Origin of the sequence: Herbiconiux solani NBRC 106740, assembly GCF_001571005.1 — a bacterium.
GTDB classification, from domain to species: Bacteria; Actinomycetota; Actinomycetes; order Actinomycetales; family Microbacteriaceae; genus Herbiconiux; species Herbiconiux solani.
In genome coordinates this window covers 239,833-260,774 of sequence record NZ_BCST01000002.1, presented here as the reverse complement: position 1 = coordinate 260,774, position 20,942 = coordinate 239,833, and the positions used below count along the sequence as shown (strand labels likewise).

At 70.0% G+C, this 20,942-nt stretch carries 19 protein-coding genes; 15 read left to right on the top strand and 4 right to left on the bottom strand.

Annotated elements, in window-relative coordinates:
• Window positions 1-83: 83 nt before the first annotated feature.
• From HSO01S_RS04460 to nrdF, 5 genes are all read left to right on the top strand, one after another.
• Window positions 84-1,424 (top strand): APC family permease, encoded by a 1,341-nt coding sequence (locus HSO01S_RS04460; protein WP_066039369.1) that lies wholly within the window; start codon window positions 84-86, stop codon window positions 1,422-1,424.
• Between the two features lie 259 nt (window positions 1,425-1,683).
• Window positions 1,684-1,923, top strand: a complete 240-nt coding sequence (gene nrdH, locus HSO01S_RS04455; protein ID WP_066039368.1) for a glutaredoxin-like protein NrdH — start codon at window positions 1,684-1,686, stop codon at window positions 1,921-1,923.
• A gap of 3 nt (window positions 1,924-1,926) precedes the next feature.
• Window positions 1,927-2,337, top strand: coding sequence for a class Ib ribonucleoside-diphosphate reductase assembly flavoprotein NrdI (gene nrdI, locus HSO01S_RS04450; protein WP_066039367.1), 411 nt, complete (start codon window positions 1,927-1,929; stop codon window positions 2,335-2,337).
• The gene (nrdE, locus tag HSO01S_RS04445; RefSeq protein WP_281177807.1) at window positions 2,322-4,469 is read left to right on the top strand and encodes a class 1b ribonucleoside-diphosphate reductase subunit alpha; all 2,148 of its coding nucleotides are present in this window, start codon (window positions 2,322-2,324) and stop codon (window positions 4,467-4,469) included. The genes nrdI and nrdE overlap by 16 nt, the downstream gene beginning before the upstream one ends.
• A gap of 46 nt (window positions 4,470-4,515) precedes the next feature.
• On the top strand, window positions 4,516-5,502 hold the full coding sequence (gene nrdF / locus HSO01S_RS04440; protein ID WP_066039365.1) for a class 1b ribonucleoside-diphosphate reductase subunit beta: 987 nt from the start codon (window positions 4,516-4,518) through the stop codon (window positions 5,500-5,502).
• Between the two features lie 62 nt (window positions 5,503-5,564).
• Here the strand turns inward: nrdF and HSO01S_RS04435 are convergent, their stop codons facing one another.
• Window positions 5,565-6,554 carry a 2-hydroxyacid dehydrogenase gene (locus HSO01S_RS04435; protein ID WP_066039364.1) on the bottom strand — a complete coding sequence of 330 codons (990 nt, stop codon included), beginning with the start codon at window positions 6,552-6,554 and terminating at the stop codon, window positions 5,565-5,567.
• A 134-nt stretch (window positions 6,555-6,688) separates the two neighbouring features.
• Here HSO01S_RS04435 and HSO01S_RS04430 point away from each other — a divergent pair, with 134 nt between their 5' ends.
• The 10 genes from HSO01S_RS04430 (at window position 6,689) to HSO01S_RS04385 (ending at window position 16,392) form a co-directional block, all read left to right on the top strand.
• Complete coding sequence (locus HSO01S_RS04430; RefSeq protein ID WP_066039363.1) at window positions 6,689-7,828, top strand: glycerate kinase; 1,140 nt, start codon at window positions 6,689-6,691, stop codon at window positions 7,826-7,828.
• A 32-nt stretch (window positions 7,829-7,860) separates the two neighbouring features.
• Entirely contained in the window at window positions 7,861-8,430 is a 570-nt protein-coding gene (locus HSO01S_RS04425) for a PadR family transcriptional regulator (RefSeq protein ID WP_084361298.1), read from the top strand.
• Window positions 8,427-10,055, top strand: a complete 1,629-nt coding sequence (locus HSO01S_RS04420) for an MFS transporter (RefSeq protein WP_066039361.1) — start codon at window positions 8,427-8,429, stop codon at window positions 10,053-10,055. Before HSO01S_RS04425 ends, HSO01S_RS04420 begins: the two co-directional genes overlap by 4 nt.
• Before the next feature lie 296 nt (window positions 10,056-10,351).
• Window positions 10,352-10,879 (top strand): hypothetical protein, encoded by a 528-nt coding sequence (locus HSO01S_RS04415; RefSeq protein WP_066039360.1) that lies wholly within the window; start codon window positions 10,352-10,354, stop codon window positions 10,877-10,879.
• 154 nt (window positions 10,880-11,033) lie between these two features.
• Window positions 11,034-11,834 (top strand): CPBP family intramembrane glutamic endopeptidase, encoded by an 801-nt coding sequence (locus HSO01S_RS04410; protein WP_157078905.1) that lies wholly within the window; start codon window positions 11,034-11,036, stop codon window positions 11,832-11,834.
• Between the two features lie 128 nt (window positions 11,835-11,962).
• Window positions 11,963-13,237: a saccharopine dehydrogenase family protein gene (locus tag HSO01S_RS04405; protein WP_066039358.1), complete on the top strand. Its 1,275-nt coding sequence runs from the start codon at window positions 11,963-11,965 to the stop codon at window positions 13,235-13,237.
• Window positions 13,238-13,346: 109 nt separating this feature from the next.
• Window positions 13,347-14,423: an o-succinylbenzoate synthase gene (gene menC, locus HSO01S_RS04400; protein WP_444542529.1), complete on the top strand. Its 1,077-nt coding sequence runs from the start codon at window positions 13,347-13,349 to the stop codon at window positions 14,421-14,423.
• The gene (locus HSO01S_RS04395; RefSeq protein WP_066039357.1) at window positions 14,416-15,081 is read left to right on the top strand and encodes a GNAT family N-acetyltransferase; all 666 of its coding nucleotides are present in this window, start codon (window positions 14,416-14,418) and stop codon (window positions 15,079-15,081) included. The genes menC and HSO01S_RS04395 overlap by 8 nt, the downstream gene beginning before the upstream one ends.
• A gap of 94 nt (window positions 15,082-15,175) precedes the next feature.
• A complete protein-coding gene (locus HSO01S_RS04390; protein WP_066039356.1) occupies window positions 15,176-15,889 on the top strand; it encodes a DNA polymerase beta superfamily protein in 714 nt (237 codons plus the stop codon).
• Window positions 15,886-16,392 carry a phosphatase domain-containing protein gene (locus HSO01S_RS04385; protein ID WP_066039355.1) on the top strand — a complete coding sequence of 169 codons (507 nt, stop codon included), beginning with the start codon at window positions 15,886-15,888 and terminating at the stop codon, window positions 16,390-16,392. The genes HSO01S_RS04390 and HSO01S_RS04385 overlap by 4 nt, the downstream gene beginning before the upstream one ends.
• Before the next feature lie 15 nt (window positions 16,393-16,407).
• Here the strand turns inward: HSO01S_RS04385 and HSO01S_RS04380 are convergent, their stop codons facing one another.
• The 3 genes from HSO01S_RS04380 to HSO01S_RS04370 form a co-directional block, all read right to left on the bottom strand.
• The gene (locus tag HSO01S_RS04380; RefSeq protein ID WP_066039354.1) at window positions 16,408-17,034 is read right to left on the bottom strand and encodes a hypothetical protein; all 627 of its coding nucleotides are present in this window, start codon (window positions 17,032-17,034) and stop codon (window positions 16,408-16,410) included.
• 268 nt (window positions 17,035-17,302) lie between these two features.
• Window positions 17,303-19,822: a cell wall-binding repeat-containing protein gene (locus tag HSO01S_RS04375; protein WP_066039353.1), complete on the bottom strand. Its 2,520-nt coding sequence runs from the start codon at window positions 19,820-19,822 to the stop codon at window positions 17,303-17,305.
• Window positions 19,823-20,073: 251 nt separating this feature from the next.
• A complete protein-coding gene (locus HSO01S_RS04370) occupies window positions 20,074-20,889 on the bottom strand; it encodes an alpha/beta fold hydrolase (protein WP_066039352.1) in 816 nt (271 codons plus the stop codon).
• Window positions 20,890-20,942 lie beyond the last annotated feature (53 nt).

The window sequence follows — 20,942 nt, the reverse complement described above, 5'->3', positions numbered from 1 at the left end:
CCGAACATCTACTGGCAGGATGTCGACGGAGACTGGCGTAAGCGCCATTCCGCCGGCGGGCGAGGGCTGGGCAGACTGAACGCATGACCTCCCCGACGCCCGCCCCCACCTCGGTCACCGCCTCCGCCACCGCCGGGCAGCGCGTCCCGAGCGTCGGGCTGGCGCAAGGCTCGGCCCTCTACATCGCGGCCGTGCTCGGCACCGGCATCCTGGTGCTGCCGGCGCTCGCCGCTGCGGCGGCCGGGCCCGGCTCGATCCTCGCGGTGCTCGCCCTGATCGTGCTGTCGGTACCGCTCGCGGGCACCTTCGCCGCACTCGCCTCGCGACATCCGGATGCCGGCGGGGTCGCCACCTTCGTGCGGCTGGCCCTCGGGCCGACGGCCGCGCGGATGGCCGGGTACTGGTTCTTCTTCGGCGTGAGCGTGGGCACCCCGGTCGTCGCGCTGCTCGGCGCCGAGTACCTGGTGGCGGTGCTGGGCGCTCCCGGCTGGATCGCCTTCGTCGTCGCGCCCGTGCTGCTGGTGCCGCCGTTCGTCTCCAACCTGTTCGGGTTGCGCTTCTCGGGGCGCGCGCAGCTGGTGCTCTCGGGGTTGCTGGTGGCGGTCGTGGTCGGGGTCGTCGTCGTGGCGGCGCCGGCGGGAGAGGCCTCCAACCTCGATCCGTTCCTCCCGAACGGCTGGGCGGGCGTCGGCGTCGCGGTGAGCCTGTTCGTCTGGGCCTTCGCCGGCTGGGAGGCGGTGACCCACATCGCGGGGGAGTTCCGCCGGCCGCGCCGCACGATCCCGCTCGCCACGGCGATCGCGATCGTCGTGGTCGGGGCCTGCTACCTCGGGCTGCAGGTCGTGACGGTCACGGTGCTCGGCGACCGCGCCGGCGACACCGCGGTGCCCCTCCTCGACCTGGTCGAACGGACGGCTCCGGCCTGGGGGCGGGTCGCGGTGGCCTCGATCGCCGGCATCGTGGCGCTCGGGGTGCTGAACGCCTACCTCGCCGCCTTCGCCAAGCTCGGCGCTTCACTCGGGCGCGACCGCGACCTGCCGCGCTGGTTCGGGCGCGGGGCCGAGGCCGGAGGGGTTCCGCGGCGGGCGCTGGGGCTGGTCGCCGTCCTGGTGGCGGCCTACTACACCGCGATGGTGCTGACCGGGGGGATGCTGACCCCGTTCATCCTCATCCACACCTCGAGCATGGTGGCGGTGTACGCGCTGGGCGTGGTCGCGGCGCTGCGACTGCTTCCTCGTTTCGGGGTGGGCTGGTGGCTCGCCGCGGTGTCGGTCGTGCTCGTGGCGGGCCTCGTCGTGCTCGCCGGAGCCAACCTCCTGGTGCCGGTCGCGCTCGCCGTGGTCGCGGTACTCGTGACGCTGGTGCGACACGCCCGACACGCCCGGTGTCGGAGGTCGAAGTTATCCTCAGACCAGAGTCGCTGAGCTCTCCACAGGAGAGGTGATTTCGGCGGATTTCCGGCCTTCGTCCTGTGGATGGATGGAGCGGAAACGCTGTGCATAAGCCCGGTGCCCCTGTGGATAATTACACGGGTGTAACACTTCATCTAGGGGTGCTCGCCTTCGCCGCCAACTATATGTAGTATTGAAGTCCCGGAGCTCGAGGCCCACTGAAACAGTGCGGAAGGCCCGGAATCTCCAGATTTCATCACAGTCGTTCGTCCCGCGAGAAAGGTGCTTGTCCATGGCAATCACGGTCTACACGAAGCCCTCCTGCGTCCAGTGCACCGCTACCTATCGCGCCCTCGAGAACAAGGGTCTCGAGTTCGAGATCTTCGACCTCTCGGTCGACGAGAAGGCGCTCGAGACGGTCAAGGAGCTGGGCTACCTCCAGGCTCCCGTCGTCATGACCTCGGAGGGCGACCACTGGTCCGGCTTCCGTCCCGACAAGATCGAAGAGCTCGCGCGTCTCGCTGCGAGCTAGGCCGTGCCCGAAGCCGCCGAGATCGTCTACTTCTCGAGCGTGTCGGGCAACACCCATCGCTTCGTCGAAGGCCTGGGGCGCCCCGCGTCCCGGATCCCGATCTACTCACGTGAAGAGAAGCTGAAGGCCACCCGGCCCTACGTCCTCGTCCTCCCCACCTACGGCGGGGGCGGGATGGGCGGGGCCGTGCCCAAGCAGGTCATCCACTTCCTGAACGACGAACACAACCGTTCACTCATCCGGGGCGTCGTCGCCGCCGGCAACACCAACTTCGGCGAGGCCTACTGCCTTGCGGGCGACATCGTCGCGCGCAAATGCACGGTGCCTCTCCTCCATCGATTCGAAGTATTCGGAACCCCGGATGACCGCGAGGCCGTCCAGAACGGATTGGACAGACTGTGGAAGCAACTCTGATCGACGCCCCCCAGGCGGCGCCCGCACTCGATTACCACTCGCTCAACGCGATGCTCAACCTCTATGACGAGAACGGGCTGATCCAGTTCGACAAGGACAAAGAGGCGGCGAAGCAGTACTTCCTGCAGCACGTCAACCAGAACACGGTCTTCTTCCACAACCTGAAGGAGCGCCTGGACTACCTGGTCGAGAAGGAGTACTACGAGAAGGCGGTGCTCGACGAGTACTCGTTCGAGTTCATCCAGCAGCTCAACGACCTCGCGTACTCGAAGAAGTTCCGCTTCGACACCTTCCTCGGCGCCTTCAAGTACTACACGAGCTACACGCTCAAGACCTTCGACGGCAAGCGTTACCTCGAGCGCTTCGAGGACCGCGTGGTCATGACCGCGCTGGGGCTCGCCCAGGGCGACGAGAAGCTCGCCACCAACCTGGTCGAGGAGATCATCGGCGGCCGCTTCCAGCCGGCCACCCCCACCTTCCTCAACACGGGCAAGGCGCAGCGCGGCGAGCTCGTCTCCTGCTTCCTGCTCCGTATCGAAGACAACATGGAGTCGATCGCCCGCGGCATCAACTCGGCGCTGCAGCTGTCCAAGCGCGGCGGCGGCGTGGCCCTGCTGCTGTCGAACATCCGTGAGGCCGGCGCCCCGATCAAGCAGATCGAGAACCAGTCCTCGGGCATCATCCCCGTGATGAAGCTGCTCGAAGACAGCTTCAGCTACGCCAATCAGCTCGGTGCCCGTCAGGGTGCGGGTGCGGTCTACCTGAGCGCCCACCACCCCGACATCATGAAGTTCCTCGACACCAAGCGCGAGAACGCCGACGAGAAGATCCGCATCAAGACGCTGTCGCTCGGCGTCGTGGTGCCGGACATCACGTTCGAGCTCGCGAAGAACGACGAGGACATGTACCTCTTCTCGCCGTACGACGTCGAGAAGGTCTACGGCCTGCCCTTCGGCGACATCTCGGTGACCGAGAAGTACCGCGAGATGGTCGACGACCCGCGCATCCGCAAGACCAAGATCAAGGCCCGCGAGTTCTTCCAGACCCTCGCCGAGATCCAGTTCGAGTCCGGCTACCCGTACATCATGTACGAAGACACCGTCAACAAGGCGAACCCGATCAAGGGCCGCATCAACATGTCGAACCTCTGCTCGGAGATCCTGCAGGTCAACACCCCGACGACCTACAACGAAGACCTCTCCTACGCCGACATCGGCAAGGACATCTCGTGCAACCTCGGGTCGCTGAACATCGCGCTCACGATGGACTCGCCCGACTTCGGCAAGACCGTCGAGACCGCGATCCGCGGCCTCACCTCGGTGTCGAACCAGTCGCACATCACCTCGGTGCGTTCGATCGAGGACGGCAACGACAAGTCGCACGCCATCGGCCTGGGCCAGATGAACCTGCACGGCTACCTCGCCCGCGAGCGCGTGTTCTACGGGTCGGAGGAGGGTGTCGACTTCACGAACATCTACTTCTACACCGTGCTGTTCCACGCCCTGCGCGCCTCGAACGCCATCGCGATCGAGCGCGACGAGCGGTTCGACGGCTTCGAGGACTCGACCTACGCGTCCGGTGAGTTCTTCGACAAGTACACGGACGAGGCCTGGGTGCCGGCGACGGCGCGCGTCGCCGAGCTGTTCGCGTCGTCGGAGATCCACATCCCGACGCAGGACGACTGGCGGGCGCTGAAGACCTCCATCCAGGAGCACGGCATCTACAACCAGAACCTGCAGGCGGTGCCGCCGACCGGATCGATCTCGTACATCAACAACTCGACCTCGTCGATCCACCCGGTCGCCTCGAAGATCGAGATCCGCAAGGAAGGCAAGATCGGGCGCGTCTATTACCCGGCGCCGTTCCTCACGAACGACAACCTCGAGTACTACGACGACGCCTACGAGATCGGCGCCGAGAAGATCATCGACACCTACGCTGCTGCCACGCAGCACGTCGACCAGGGCCTGTCGCTCACGCTGTTCTTCAAGGACACCGCGACCACGCGCGACATCAACAAGGCTCAGATCTACGCCTGGCGCAAGGGCATCAAGACGATCTACTACATCCGTCTCCGTCAGCTGGCGCTCGAGGGCACCGAGGTCGACGGCTGCGTCAGCTGCATGCTCTAGCAGCCCACACCTCCCGCGTCACATATTCCGAATCGAGAATGAAACGATGACTCCCCCTCCTTCCGAGCCGCTGAAGCTCCTCAACAAGGTGCAGGCCATCAACTGGAACCGCATCCAGGACGAGAAGGACGTCGAGGTCTGGAACCGCCTCGTCAACAACTTCTGGCTGCCCGAGAAGGTGCCGCTGTCGAACGACGTGCAGTCCTGGGCCACCCTGACCCCCGCCGAGCAGCAGCTCACCATGCGGGTGTTCACGGGCCTGACCCTGCTCGACACGATCCAGGGCACGGTGGGGGCGGTCTCGCTCATCCCCGACGCGATCACGCCCCACGAGGAGGCCGTCTACACGAACATCGCGTTCATGGAGTCGGTGCACGCGAAGTCGTACTCGTCGATCTTCTCGACGCTGTCGAACACGAAGGACATCGACGAGGCGTTCCGCTGGTCGGTCGAGAACCCCAACCTGCAGAAGAAGGCGTCCATCGTCCTCGACTACTACCACGGGGACGACCCGCTGAAGCGGAAGGTCGCGTCGACGCTGCTCGAGAGCTTCCTGTTCTACTCCGGCTTCTACCTGCCGATGTACTGGTCGAGCCGAGCGAAGCTGACGAACACGGCCGACCTCATCCGCCTGATCATCCGGGACGAGGCCGTGCACGGCTACTACATCGGCTACAAGTTCCAGCGCGGGCTGGAGACGGTCGACCAGGCCAAGCGCGACGAGATCAAGGACTACACGTTCTCGCTGCTCTACGACCTCTACGACAACGAGGCGCAGTACACGCAGGATCTGTACGACGAGGTCGGGCTGACGGAGGATGTCAAGAAGTTCCTCCACTACAACGCCAACAAGGCGCTGATGAATCTCGGCTACGAGCCGATGTTCCCGAAGTCGGTGACGGATGTGAATCCCGCCATCCTCTCGGCCCTCTCGCCGAACGCCGACGAGAACCACGACTTCTTCTCGGGGTCGGGTTCGTCGTACGTGATCGGCAAGGCCGTGAACACGGAGGACGAGGACTGGGACTTCTGAGTCCAGCTTTCCGGTAGGCGATCGGGGCTCGTCGGGCGTGAGCTCGGCGGGCCCCGATCGCGTCAGACCGGGTTGGGGGCGGTGGCACCGCCGAGGACCGCGAGAGCGTTCTCGACGGCCACCGCCCCCATCCGTTCGCGGGTCGCGATGCCGGCGCTGCCGATGTGGGGTGCGGTGATCACGTTCGGCAGCGCGAGGAGCCCTGCCGTCACGCGGGGTTCGTGCTCGTAGACGTCGAGGGCGGCGCCGCCGATCGTGCCCTCGAGCAGGGCCTCGAGCAGCGCGTCCTCGTCGACCACGGCGCCGCGGGAGGTGTTGACCAGCAGCGCGCTCGACTTCATCGCGGCGAACTGGGGTGCGCCGATCAGGTGATGGGTTTCGGGGGTGAGCGGGCAGTGCAGAGTCACGACGTCGCTCGTCGCCAGGAGCTCGGGGAGTTCGACGGGGGTCACGCCCAGGGCGGCGGCCTCGGAGCTCGAGGCGCGGGATCCGGTGGCGACGATCCGCATCCCGAACGCGGCCGCCCGGCGGGCCACGGCGAAGCCGATGCGGCCGAGCCCGACGATGCCGAGGGTGGCGCCGGCGCTCACGTCGAGGCCGACGAAGAAGTCGGGCTCCCAGCTCCACTCGGCCCCCGAGCGCACGAAGCGGTCGGCCTCGACCACGCGGCGGGCACCGGCGAGCAGCAGGGCGAAGGCCAGGTCGGCGGTCGCCTCGTCGAGCACGCCCGGGGTATTGGTGACGACGATGCCGCGGTCGTGCGCCGCCGCCACGTCGATGTTGTCGTAGCCGACGCCGTAGTTCGCGATCACGCGGAGGCCGGGGCCCGCGGCATCCATCACCTCGGCGTCGACCAGGTCGGAGACCGTGGCGATGATGGCGGAGGCGCCGGGCGCGGCGGCGACCAGGGCCTGCCGGCGGTCTTCTTTCGAGCCGTCGACGTCGGCGGTGCTGGTGGTGGGGTGGCCGCTCGCCGCGAGGTCGGCGGCGGCCTTCGGCGGGAGATCGAAGGTGAGGTGGATGCGGGTGGGGGCGTGATCGGGCTCGGCCATGCCTCCAGTGTTCCGTGCGGTGGCGTGCGGCGAGAGGCGACGCACCGATGACGGGCAGCGGCGATGGGGGATGAGCGTGCCGGCGGCGGCAGGGCGGCATTGACAGGCCGGGCGCGGCGTGAGGGGATGAGCGGGTGAAGCGCACCGTGGTCGTCGCCCCCGATTCCTACAAGGGCACGGCGCGGGCGGTGGAGGTGGCCGAGAGCATCGCCGCGGGCTGGCGCTCGGTGCGGCCGGACGACGACGTGCGGTGCGTGCCGATGGCCGACGGCGGCGAGGGGACCCTCGAGGCGTTCGAGCGCGCGCACCCGGGCGCGCAGCGGATGCCGGTGGCCGTCTCGGGGCCGGACGACCGGCGGGTGGATGCGTACTGGTTGCTGCTGCCGGACATCGGCACGGGTGGCACGGGCGTGGTCGAGCTGGCCGGCACGAGCGGGATCACGCTGCTGCACCGCCTGCTCCCGCTCGAGGCCCACACCGTCGGCTTCGGCCAGGCCGTGCGCGCCGCCCTGGCTGCGGGGGTCGACCGGCTCGTGCTCGCGATCGGGGGGAGCGCCTCGACCGACGGCGGTGCCGGCTTCCTCACCGCCCTCGGTGCTCGGTTGCTCGACCACGACGGCAGGCCCGTCCAGCCCGGCAACGCCGGCCTCGCCGAGATCGCCCAGGTCGACCTCGGACCCCTGCTGCCGCTCCCGCCCCGCGGGGCGGTCGTGCTCAGTGACGTCACCAATCCGCTCGTCGGCCGGCGCGGCGCCGTCGCGGTCTTCGGTCCGCAGAAGGGCATCGAGACCGGCCTCGAGCGCCGCGCCGAATCCGCCCTGGCCCACTTCGCCGAGCTGCTCGGCGAGGCCACTGGGGCCGACCCGAACGCCGCTGGCGCCGGCGCGGCCGGGGGAACTGGCTTCGCTCTGTCCGCGTGGGGCGCGACCACAGCATCCGGAGCCGCCGCCGTCGCCGACGAACTCGGCCTGGCCGCCCACCTCGGCGTCGCCGACGTCGTGATCACGGGGGAGGGAAGCTACGACGCGCAGTCGGAGGCGGGCAAGGTGCCCTCGCTCGTGCGCGACCTCGCCCATAGCGCCCGCGCCGTTCGTCCCGGCGCCTTGGTCCCGGTTTCGGTCGCGCTCGTCGCGGGCCGGTTCGGCGCCGCTCCCCGCGGCTTCGACCACGCCCTCGAGCTCGCCGCTCTGGCGGGCGGGGTGGATGCGGCCACGTCCGATCCGCTCCGCTGGCTGCACGAGGCCGGCCGCCGCCTGGCCTCGAGCCCGCTTTGACATCACCGAACTAGTCGTGCGAGAGTAGTCCCATGAATCCCATGCGTTTGTTCATCCTCGGTGCGCTCGACGCGCGCGGCGAGATGCACGGGCACCAGCTGCGACTGCAGGCCGAGGAGGAGCGCATCCACCTCTGGGCCGACGTCACGGTCGGGGGTCTCTACGGCGCGATCAAGCGCTTGGCGAACGAGGGGCTGATCCGCGAGGTGCGCACCGAGCGGGAGGGCAACTACCCCGAACGCCAGGTCTACGCGATCACGGAGGAGGGCCGCACGGCGCTCGGCGTGCAGCGCGACGAGGGCCTGCGGTCGATCGTCTTCCGGCCCGATCCCTTCGACCTCGCCGTCACCCGGCTCGACCCGGACGGTCTCGACCGCATGGGCCCTGCCCTCGAACTCCGCATCCTGGGACTCGAGCGTCTGCTCGCCGAACAGGAGGCGATGCTGGTGCGGGCCGCGCCCCACCTCAGCATCGCCGAGACCTGGGTGATGCATCACCGCGCAGACCGTATCCGCGCGGAGATCGCCTCCCACCGCACACTCCTCTCCCTCGTCCCCGAGATCATCGACGACGAGCTGGCACGAAAGGCCGATCCGCAATGACCGACACCCGAACCACAAAACCCGCCGCGCCGGCGGTGCCCCGCCGGGCGTGGCAGGCGCTGATCGTGCTGCTCGCCGGCATGTTCATCGCCCTGCTCGACACCACGATCGTGAACGTGGCGCTGCCGAGCATCCGCGACAGCATCGACGCCTCCGAGGCCACGCTGTCCTGGATCATCTCGGGCTACGCCCTCGCCTTCGGCCTGGCGCTCATCCCGGCCGGCCGGATCGGCGACCGGGTCGGCCACAAGTGGGTCTTCTTCACCGGACTGGCGCTGTTCACCGTCGCGAGCCTGGCCTGCGGACTGTCACAGAACGACTTCCAGCTCGTCGCCGCCCGCGTCGTTCAGGGCCTCGCGGGCGGTATCTTCGTGCCGGCCGTGACCGCGTTCATCCAGCTGCTGTTCCCGCCGCAGTCGCGCGGCAAGGCCTTCGCCGTCATGGGCGCGGTCATCGGTGTCTCGAGCGCGCTCGGCCCGATCGTCGGCGGCCTGATCATCGAGATCTTCGGCGCCGAGCAGGGCTGGCGCCTCGTCTTCGGCGTCAACCTGCCGATCGGCATCGCGACCCTGATCGCCGCGATCGTGCTGCTGCCGGGCCGTGCCGAGGCCGCCGCAGTGAGCGCTGCGGCGTTCGGCGGTGCCGGGAACAAGGCCGGGGGTGCTCCGGCCGCCGGGGCTGCAGGTGCTGCCGGGGCACCGGCCGCGAAGGGCGTCCATGGTGCCCACGCCGCTTCGCCGGCAGCCGCAGCCGCAGCCGCTCCCGCCACCGGCCGCACCGGCCTCGACTGGATCGGCCTCGTCCTCATCTCCGCCGGTCTCGTCGCGCTCCTCGTTCCCCTCATCCAGGGCGAGGACGAGGGCTGGCCGCTCTGGACCTTCCTCTCCCTCGCCGGCGGCGCCCTGCTCCTGGTCGCCTTCGGCGCCTGGGAGGTGCAGTACTCCAAGCGCGGCCACAGCCCCCTCGTCCCTCCGCGTCTGTTCAGCCACCCGGCGTTCACCGGCGGCACGATCCTCGCCCTGGTCTACTTCGGCGCGTTCACGAGCATTTTCTTCACCATTTCCCTGCTCTGGCAGGCCGGGCTCGGGCACACCGCGCTCGAGTCGGGTGTCGTCTCGATCCCCTTCGCGATCGGATCGATCATCGGCTCCTCGCAGAGCAGCCGCCTGGCCCAGCGCCTCGGACGGCTCGTGCTGACGATCGGAACCGGGCTCGTCGTGATCGGCCTCGCCTGGGTCTGGCTCGTGCTGATGCTCACCGCACCGGCCGACCTCACCAACTGGGCACTGATCGCCCCGCTGTTCATCGCGGGTGTCGGCAACGGCCTGTTCATCGCCCCCAACGCCCAGTTCATCGTGGCGACCGTCGACCGCTCCGAGGCGGGTGCCGCATCCGGTGTCATCAGCGCCATGCAGCGCGTGGGTTCTGCCGTCGGCATCGCCGTGATCGGCAGCGTGTTCTTCGGCAGCCTGGTGATCCAGGGCCAGGGTCAGGATGCGGTCGCGACCGGCTTCGTCAACAGCTCGGCGGCCGCGATGGCCGTGAGCGTCGGGTTCAGCGTGCTCGCGTTCCTGCTCGTGTTCGCGCTGCCGCGTCGCACGGGGGCGCCGGGCGGCGGGCACTGAGCCACGTGATCTGAGCTGCTGGGACAGGGCTACGGCAACTCGCCTCCGTCGGCGGGCGCTGATCCTCGAAAAAGGGTTGCGCCCGCCGAACGGATGGCGATACTGTCGGAACCCGCGACACACGGTCGCCCGAGAGAATGAGGAGGTGAAACACATGATCGAACCGGCTAAGAAGTTTCCGGCTTCCCTCGTGATGCTTCCCCCGTTCTCCCGTCTCGCGGCCTGATCCAGAGCCGCCCGGGTCTCCTCGGGGAAGCGTCTTCATCCACGCTCATCCCAACTCTGAGGACATCATCGTGTTCACATCATCCCTCCGCGCGTCCGACGCGCAACTGCTTCATCTGAACAACCACGATCCGTCGCACTGGGTCGATCCCATGCGGTTCGGCCGGGGCCTCGCCACCGGCACCTATCGCCGCGAATGGACCTGGCTCGCCTTCGTCGACGACGCCGCCACCCTCCCGGTGGCGCGCGGCGTCTGGTGGGGGCCCGTCGGGTCGGTGCACCCGGTCGAGCTGCACTGCCTGCTCGTGCACGCCTCGATCCCGCACCCCGAGGTCTGGGGCGCGGCGCTCGTCAGGTCGGCCCACCGGGCCTTCGCCGACGCGGGGGCGCTCCTCGCGCCCGACGTCGTCGTCGAGGTCTCCACGGCCCGGCGGCACGAGCCCGACGTCGAACGCGCACTCGACTGGCGGCGGCTCTCGGCCGCGGCGGCCGGGATGCCGGTCGTCACCGAGACGGCCGGCGACGAGGTGACGCGGGTCTCGTTCACGGCCCGTCCGCTCACCGCGGCGCGTCCGCAGCTCGCCGGCAGTCGCCGGTGAGGCTGCGGACGGGTTCGGCGCGCGGCCGGGCTGCCACGCAGCCAGCTGCCGCGGGGCCGTTCGCCGCGGCTTCGGCTGCCTCGGCCGGCCCATCCGCCGCCTCCACGGCTCGTCCGTCGCCCTCCCGCGGTACCGTTCGCGATACCGTGTGGGGGTGACGGACGAGCGGGGCGCGACCAGGACCAGACCGCGCTGGGGGCTCCTCGACGTGGCGGCCGGGATCGTGCTGTTCGTCTTCCTCTCCTCCGCCGCCCGGTTGCTCGCAGAGCTGCCGGCGATGGCGGCGCAGCCCCGCCTGGCCTACGGCGTCGAGCAGGTCGTCGGAGGTTGGCTTCCCCTCCTGATAGTCGTGCTGATCGCCTCGCGGATGCGCGGCCGTGGCAGCCTGGCGGCGGATTTCGGGCTGCGTTTCCGCCCGCTCGACCTGGCCATCGGGTTGCTCGCCGGCATCCTGCTGCGGTTCACCGCGATCGGGATCGCCGAGGCCGTGCGGCTCGCGACCGGCACTCCGGCCACGCCGTTCACGGGTGGGGTGGGGGGCGACCCCGTCTGGTTCGTGCTGACCGCGGTGGTGGCGGCATCCGTCGTCACCCCGGTGATCGAAGAACTGTTCTTCCGCGGGCTCGTGCTGCGCTCGGTCGAGAACGCGGTGCTCGGCTCGCACGACGGGCCCCGGCTGCCGGGTGCCCGTGGCGGCCGGGAGATCACCGCCGGCGTCGTCGCCGTCGTGGCGTCGTCGTTGCTGTTCGTCGTCTTCCACATCGACGGGGTGCCGGAGTCGGCGGCCGCCGTCTCCCGGCTCATCACGCTCTTCGTCGTGGGCCTCGTGCTCGGCAGCCTCGCGCTGCTGACCCGGAGGCTCGGGCCCTCGATCGCCGCGCACGCGGTGTTCAACGTCTCGGTCGCGGTGCTCGACATCCTCGTGGCGCCGGCGGTCGCGCCGGGTCTGTCCTGACCAATCTGGTTCGGACGGCCCAGGCCGCTCTGTGGGCGTCTGAGCCGGCTGTCGACAGGCCGGGATGCGTTATCCAGAGGCGCGCGGGATCCGTTCCGCTCGCGGGGGCTTACCGATAGCGTCGACCCATGAGAATTCTCCTGGTGGGTGCCGGTGGCGTGGGTGACGCTATCGCGAAGATCGCAGCGCGGCGTGACTTCTACGAGCAGATCGTCGTGACCGACTACGACCTGGCGCGTGCGGAGCGCACGGTGGCCTGGGTCGGGTCGCGGCACGGTGACGAGATCGCGGCCCGCTTCAGGGCCGACCGCATCGACGCGTCCGATCCCGACGACGTGGCCCGCGTCGCGCGCGAGCACGGCGCCACCCATGTCATGAACGCGGTCGAGCCGAAGTTCGTACCCACGATCTTCGCGGGCGCGCTCGCAGCCGGCGCCGACTACCTCGACATGGCGATGAGCCTGTCCGAACCGAACCCGGTCGACCCCTACGCCGAGACCGGCGTCAAACTCGGCGACGACCAGTTCGCTCAGGCGCCCGACTGGGAGAAGGCGGGCCGGCTGGCACTCGTGGGCATGGGCGTCGAGCCCGGGCTCTCGGACGTCTTCGCGCGGTACGCCGCCGACCACCTCTTCTCCGAGATCGACGAGCTCGGCACCCGCGACGGGGCGAATCTCGTGGTGCGCGACTCGGAGGGCAACGAGATCTTCGCCCCCTCGTTCTCGATCTGGACGACGATCGAGGAGTGCCTGAACCCACCGGTCATCTGGGAGAAGGACAAGGGCTGGTTCACCACCCCGCCGTTCTCCGAGCCGGAGGTCTTCACCTTCCCCGAGGGCATCGGCGACGTCGAGTGCGTCAACGTCGAGCACGAGGAGGTGCTGCTGATGCCGCGCTGGGTCGACGCGAAGCGGGTGACCTTCAAGTACGGGCTGGGCGAGGAGTTCATCGGCATCTTGAAGACCCTGCACCAGCTCGGCCTCGACAAGACCACCCCGGTCACCGTGCGCTCGGCGGCCGGGCCGGTCGAGGTCGCGCCGCGCGACGTCGTCGCCGCGGGGCTCCCCGACCCGGCGACCCTCGGCCCCTTCATGACCGGCAAGACCTGCGCCGGGCTGTGGGTCACGGGCACCGGCACCGACGGCGAGCCGCGGGAGGTCTACCTCTACCACGTCGCCGACAACGAGTGGACGATGCAGGAGTACGAGGCCCAGTGCGTGGTCTGGCAGACCGCGCTCAACCCGGTGATCGCACTCGAGCTGCTCTCGAAGGGCGTCTGGTCGGGGGTCGGCGTGCGGGGTCCGGAGGCCTTCGACGCCCAGCCCTTCCTCGACCTGATGGCCGCCCCGATCGACGAGGGTGGTTACGGGCAGGCCTGGGGCCTCGAAGACCGGCTCGCCTGACGCCATGAGCACCCCACCCCTCGTGCACCGTGGCGCGGACGACGGCTTCCGGGCCGGGGCCGCGTCGCTGCCGATCGAGATCGAGGCGATCGAGCTGCATCGCATCGCGATGCCCCTGGTGCGCCCGTTCGAGACCAGCTTCGGGCGGCAGACCGCCCGTGAGGTGCTGCTCGTCCGGGTGCTCGCCGAAGAGGGAGAGGGCTGGGGGGAGTGCGTCGCCATGTCGGCGCCGGTCTACTCCAGCGAGTACCTGGCCGGCTGCGTCGACGTCATCCGCGATCACCTCGCGCCGGCGCTGCTGGCCGCCCGCACGGTGCGCGCCGTCGACGTGGCGAGCATCCTCGGCTTCGTGATCGGGCACCGGATGGCGAAGGCTGCCCTGGAGTCCGCCGTGCTCGACGCGCAGACCCGCGCCGCCGGGATCAGCTTCGGGGAGTACTTCGGCGCCGTCCGTCCCGAGGTCGACTGCGGGGTCTCGGTGGGCATCTCCTCCTCTCTCGACGCGCTGCTCGACGAGGTGTCGGGCTACGTCGACGAGGGCTACCGGCGCATCAAGCTGAAGATCAAGCCGGGGTGGGATCTGGAGCCGGTGGCGGCCGTGCGCTCGATGATCGGCCCGGATGCCCTGCTCCAGGTCGACGCGAACACCGCGTACACGACCGCCGACATCGACCACCTCCGCGAGCTCGACGCGTTCGGGCTGCTGCTGATCGAGCAGCCCTTCGTGGAGGAGGACATCGCGGCGCACGTGCGACTCGCCCACGCGATCGACACCCCCGTCTGCCTGGACGAGTCGATCGTCTCGGCCGCGGTCGCGATCGACGCCATCGACCGCGATGCCACCTCGATCATCAACATCAAGGCGGGCCGCGTCGGCGGCTACCTCGAGGCGGTGCGCATCCACGACGTGTGCCTCGAGCGCGACGTGCCGGTCTGGTGCGGCGGGATGCTCGAGACCGGGCTCGGCAGGGCGGCGAACGTCGCGCTCGCGGCGCTCCCCGGATTCACGCTGCCGGGCGACACCTCGGCCTCGAGTCGCTACTTCGCCGACGACCTCACCGAGTCGTTCGTGCTGGTCGACGGCCGCCTCGCGGTGCCGACCGGGCCGGGAACCGGAGTGACGGTTCGCCCCGAGCTGGTCGCGGCCTGGCGGACCACGGCGCCCGAGCTGCTCGCCCGTGTCTGAGACTCCGGGCGACGAGCATCCCCTGGCCGGTTCGGCCGCTTCGGCCGCTTCGGCCGGTTCGGCCGACCGCCGGGGCGCGCCTGCCGAGGGGCGGCCGGAGCCCATCGTGCTCCGTGGGTTCGACGAGCGGAATGCCGCCGAGCGGGAGGCGGTGCTGCAGATCTGCGTGCTGACCGGTGACGCGGGAGCGGATGCCACCCGCACCCTGGTCGGCGACGATCCCGACCCGCTCACCGAACGCTGGGCAGCGCCCTACCTCGATCTCGAGCCGCGCTTCGCCCTGCTCGCCCAGGCGGCCGGACGGGTGGTCGGCTATGCGCTCGGCGCGCCGGACACCCGGCGGTTCGCCGAGCAGTTCCGCGACCGCCCCACCACCCTCACGCCCGAGGAGCGGCGGCAGCACGCGCTCGGCCTGGTCATTCCCGAGGTCGACGAGTACCCGGCCCACCTGCACGTCGACCTGCTCCCCGAGGCCCAGGGTCGCGGTGTCGGCCGGCGACTCGTCGAGGGCGTGGTCGCGCGACTTAAGGCGGCGGGCGCATCCGGGATCCACCTCGTGGTCGACCCCCGCAACACCGGGGCTCTCGCGTTCTACCCGCGGGTGGGCTTCCGCGAACTGCGGCGCGACGAGCAGGGTGTGCTCTTCGTGCGCGCCTGATAGCCTGGCGGACTTCGATCGTCCGGGACACCGGATCCGGGGACGCCGGCCGCAGAGCGCGACGGGCGCGGTCCGCCCGACGACAGGAGCTGCGATGGACGCCCGACAGGTGATCGTGAGCGCCGAGTACGGCTCGACGGCCCTCGGGGTCGCGACCGCCGGCTCGGACCGGGACGTGATGAGCGTCTTCGTCGAGGAACCCCGCCAGGTCACCGGCATCGAGCCGCCCGCCCGCGCGGTCAGCGCCCACGCGGACGCTGAGGGCATCGACCGGGTGCTGTACCCGCTCCGCAAGTGGGCGGCGCTCGCCGCGGCCGGCAACCCGACGACCCTGCTGCTGCTCTGGGCGCCCGCGCTGCTCGACGACTCGGCGGAGTGGCAGCGGGTGCTCGGCATCCGCGACGCCTTCGTCTCCCGCGAGGCGGGTGAACGGTTCCGCGGCTACGCGCGGAGCCAGCGGGAGGCGATGACGGGCGGGCGCAGCGGGCACCCGGCGCGGCCCGAGCTGGTGCGCGAACACGGTTTCGACACCAAGTACGGCTACCACCTCGTGCGCGTCGCCCTGCAGGGGATCGAGCTGATGGAGACCGGAGCGCTCCAGCTGCCGCTGGTGCCCCGCACCGCCGAGCTGCTGGGCGCGATCCGGCGCGGGGCCGTGCCACTGGAGGAGGTGCTCGCGCTCGCGGACGAGCTCGACGTCCGGCTGGCCGAGGCGATCGCCGCCTCCTCGCTTCCGGACGAGGCCGACCGCGCGCGCATCGACGAGGCGCTGCACGCCGTGCACCTCTCCTGCTGGGCGAGATCGTGACCGCGCCCGGCGAGCCCCGGGCCGACGAGCAGCGGCCCGGCGAGCCCCGGCGCCCCGCGGTGATCGTCGACGTCGACGGCACGCTCGCCGACGTGTCCGGAATCCGCCACTACGTGCTCGACGACCCCCGCCGGCGCAACTTCGAGAAGTTCCACCGCGCGGCGAGCTGGGTGCCCCCGGTCGCCGAGGTCGCGGCGCTCACCCGCGCTCTCGACCGGGCCGGCTTCGACATCGTCGCGCTGACCTCGCGCACCGAGCGCTGGCGCCATCGCACGCGCAGCTGGCTCACGAAGTGGGAGGTCCCGTTCGTCGCGCTCGGGATGCGCGCCCATGCCGACCAGCGCCCCGATGCCGTCGTGAAGCGCGCCCTCCACGACCGGATGCGATCGCTCGGCCACGAGCCGGTGCTCGCGATCGACGACAACCCCGCGGTGGTCGCGGTCTGGCGCTCCCTCGGCATCCCGACCGTGAGGGTGCCGGGCTGGGACGACCCGCTCGACTGACCTCTGACAGCCGCGTCAGCTGACGACGAGGCTCGCCGGCGACATCAGCGCGATCAGCACGAGCGCGAGCAGCGCGATCACCCCGGCGGCCGCGAGCCGGCCGGCCCACGGCCAGCGCTCGAACCAGTAGAGCAGCTCGGGCAGCTCGGCACGCAGCTGCGCCGAGGTGACGGGATCCGGCCGGCGTCGCACCGGCACGTCCACGGCCGTGGCCACGGTCTCGATGTCGTCGTTCGACCAGAACTCCCCGCGCATCCTGAGCAGCAGAACGCCCGCCGAGTCGAGCAAGAACAGTTGCCGGCTGGTCTCGGACGACGCACCGCGGTAGACGTCGAGGATCACGGCCGACGCCACCCGCTTCGCGGGGATCCGGTTCTCGCGGAGGAAGAAGCCGCGCTCCACGATGGCGTCGTGATCGAGCCGGATGCTCACCGCCCGCAGCAGCGCCGCCCCGGTCGCGTAGATGGCGAGCACGAACGCGAAGGCGATGATCACCCGCGGCCAGGTGCCGCGCGGGATCGCGAACCAGAGCATGGCCGCCATGATCGGCAGGATGAGGGCGGCGGCGACGAGGCGGGTCTGGGCGACGAGCTGCGCCCTCGGCCGTACGATCGTGGCCGTGGTGCGGGGCCGAGTGCTCATCCGCGGTCACCTCTACTGTTCGATGGTCCCCTCCACGCTAGAGCGTGGGGGGAAGCCGCTGTAGAGGCCGAACGGGGGACAACCACGATCCGGCCCCCAGCATCCGTCCAGCGGATGCCCGGAGAAGGATGCCCGAAAAAGGTCGATCGAGAAGGATGCCCCGGGAATAGGACGATGGCCGACCGCGTGCGGGGGGACACGCGATCGGCCATCTGGGGTGGTGCCGGTTATCGGGTTCGGGGTGCGCGGTGGGGACTGCGCAGGCCGATCAACCGATGTAGCCCTGCAGCGTGCCGACGAGTGAGTCCGACACGGTGTTGGGGCCACCGAGCACCACGATTTTCGCCGGGTTCAGCCGGTTCAGTTCGGTCGCGACGGCCGCCGGGATGCTGTCGGAGTTGACGAGCAGCACCGGGCCTCCCTTGACGATCGCGGCGGCCGATCCCGACAGTGCGTCGGGGAACACGGCTCCGGAGGCGATGTAGACGACCGGGACACCGGGGGTGAAGGCCGAGGCCGACACGGCCGCGGAGGTGGCGAAGCGGTCTGCTCCGGTCACCCTCGTGGTCGGTGCGATCGTTCCGAGCGAGTTGATCACCGAGTCGGCGACCGTGTTCGCTCCGCCGAGCACGACGATCTTCGCCGGCTTGAGGCGCTTGAGCTCGTCGCTCACGCTGCTCGGGACGCCGGTCTTGGTGACCAGCAGCACCGGGCCGCCGAGCTTGCCCGCCACGGCCGAGGCCGAGAGCGCATCCGGGAACACCTCGCCGGAGGCCACGTAGGCGACCGGGACGTTCGGCGAGAACACCGACGCCGAGACGGCGGCGGAACCCGAGTACCGATCGGCCCCGGCGACCCGGGTGGTGGGTGCGGTTCCCTGGAGGGACTGCACTACCGCATCCGAGATCGTGTTCGGGCCGCCGAGCACGACGATCTTCTTGGGAGCCAGACGGGCGAGTTCGGCGCCGATCGAGTTCGGGATGCTGTCCTTCATGACCAGCAGCACCGGGCCGCCCTGCTTGCCGGCCGCGGCCGATCCGGAGAGCGCGTCGGGGAAGGTCTCGCCGGAGGCCACGTAGGCCACCGGGACACCCGCCGCGAACGTGCTGGCCGAGACGGCGGCCGAGACCGCGTAACGGTCTGCGCCACCCAGCCGGACGACGGTGGCAGCAGCGGCGGTCACCGCGGCGGTCGGAGCCGAGACCGTGGAGAGCGGCTCGTAACCGGTCTTCGTGCCCGAGACGGTGAAGGTGATCGCCTTGCCCACGTCACCGGAGACCGGCGTGTAGGTCAGGCCTGTCGCTCCGGCGATGGCCGTGCCGTTCGCGTTCCACTGGTAGGTGAGCGCCACCGGGTCCGGTGCCCACGGGGCCACGGTCGCGGTGAGCACGGAACCGACCTGGGCGGTCCCTGCCACGGTCGGGGCGACCGGGCTGAGGGCGAGCAGCGGCGCACCGTCACTGTCGTACATCCCGTAGTCATCCGTGACCAGCTCGCCGTTCGAGGTGAGGTTCAGGCCGAAGCTGATGCCGGTGATGTCGGCCGGGATGGCCGGGGTCGTGAACGAGGCCTGGGTGTAGGCGGTCGCCGGGCTGTAGAGCGGGCTCGAGGTCCAGTAGGTCCAGGTGCCGAGCGTGTTGCGGGTGTAGATCGCGAACTGGGTGGGCGCGGTCGAGGTGTAGAAGGCCCGCAACGAGTACGTGTGGCCCGGTGTCACGCTGGGCGAGCATCCGGATTCGTCGAACAGGGCCAGCAGCTTCGCATCACCGCTCACGTAGTTCGTGACGGTGACCTTCGCCGCGGTGGCGCCGGTGTGGCCGGGGGTCACGGTGGTGAAGACGGGCGTGTTCGTGCCGAAGCTCGAACCCCACCAGCACTGCGGCATGTTGACGACCGTGCCGGGGGTCTCCAGGCTCGGGTTCTGCGTGCCGTTCTGGCCGGGGCCGGGCGCGGGGGCGAGCGGCGGGCCGGCGATGACGGGCTTCACGGCGCCGCCGATCACGTCGTTGACCGTCTTGACGGTGCCGTTGCCGTTGGCCTGCCACTGCTGCAGCCAGGTCGTGAACTGGTCGAACAGGTCGGACGAGATCGTGGCGTTCACCGGGGCGGTGTCGCAGGTGGTCGCGCAGATGTGGTGGAAGGTGAACTGCACCCATCCGCCCGTCGCATCGGCCTGGGTCACGCGGGACTGCAGGGTGGCGAGGTCCCAGGTGCTGTCGACCTGGTCGGCGGCGCGGGTCAGCAGCGGATCGGTCGGCGGGATCGTCTCGGAGACGTCGCAGTCGGGGCATCCGGTGCCGGGGGGCGTCTTCAGGTCGCCGAGCCCGCGAGCGCTGTTGTAGCCGCACTCGCCGGCCACGGCCTCGACCGAGTCGTTCACCGAGGCGTAGGGGTAGGCGAAGCTCGTGACGGGGAAGCCCCAGTTGGTGAGGTTCACGCGGTCGTTGCAGATCTCGCGCTTCACGTCGTCGGTCGCGAGGGTCGTCAGATCCTGGTGGTGGACGGTGTGACCGCCGATCTCGTGGCCCTCCGAGTGGATCGTCTGCAGGTTCGCCTGGGTGAGGTAGTCGGGCTGGCCGACCGCGCCGGAGATGATGTAGAAGGTGCCCTTCAGGCCCTTCTGCGTGAGGGTCGCAGCGGCGGCCAGCTGGTCGGCGTTGCCGTCGTCGAAGGTGAGCGAGACGACGGTGTTGCCGGCGGCCTGGGCGGGAGCGGCGGTGCCGGGGAGCGCGGCGCCGGCGACGACGCCGAGGGTCGCCGCGACGGCGAAGACGGTGGCCGTGGCCACAGAGGCGAGCCGTCGCCGGCGAGCTGCCGGCGGAACGGACTCATGGACGATGTGCATTGGAGACCCCCTGGATTGTGTGACGCGGATGCTGGTGACGCGGGTTCTCGTGTCGCGTCGTTGCAGAACACGAAGAGCGTGCTTGAGGGGGCAAGCTAGCAGCGGGTTCCGCACCGGGCCCAGGATGTTTCCCGCACCGTTCGGGTGCGGGTTCCGCGCGGTTTCCCGCACCGGGGGTCAGACGGCAGGGTTGCTCAGTCGCGCAGCTCGCCGAGGAACTGCAGCAGCTGCTCGTCGAACAGCGCCGGCTGCTCGATGTTCGCAGCGTGGCCGGCCTTGTCGATCACGACCGACCTGCCCTTCTTCGCCAGGGCGGCAGCCGCGGCGGCGTGCTCGCTCGGCCAGTACTCGCTCTCCCGACCTGCGACGAAGAGCACGGGCATCCGGCTGCGGCCGATCACCGCGCGCCAATCCGATTTCGCGTAATCGTTCAAGAGCGCCTTCTCGGTGTCGGAGAGGCGCTTGGTGTCGCCGCGGCCGAACGCCTTCACGAGCCGGGCGATCCGCACCGGGCCCTTGGACAGCAGGCTCACCCGCCCGGGGTCGGGGAAGGAGTCGGCGAAGTAGGTGTCGCGGTTCGACTCGTCGTAGCCGTAGAAGCCGTAGGGCCAGTCGTCGTCGTTCAGCATCCTGGGGGTCTGGTCGACGATCACGACGCCGCGGATGTTGTCCTCGTCGTGCGCGTCGAGGTAGGCCCAGATCGCGTCGCCGCCCATCGAGGCGCCGATGAGCACGGTGTCGGGGATCGCGAGCTCGATCAGGAACGCGGCCAGGTCGTCGCCGTGCCGCTTCATGGAGTCGCCGCCTCCCGGAGGCTCGTCGGATCCGCCGTGACCCCGGCGATCGAGCGAGAGCACCCGGTAGCCGGCCTCGGCGAGCGTCGCCTGCTGGGCGCTCCAGCTCGTGGCCGGGGACGTGAATCCGGCGACCAGCACCACCACGTCGCCCATCGGGTCGCCGTGCTCCAGATAGTGCAACCGCACCCCGTCGTCGGTGGTGACGTAAGGCATCCGTGAACTCCTTCTCCCTGTGGGATCGAACCCGTGTTTTTCACGCTACTCCC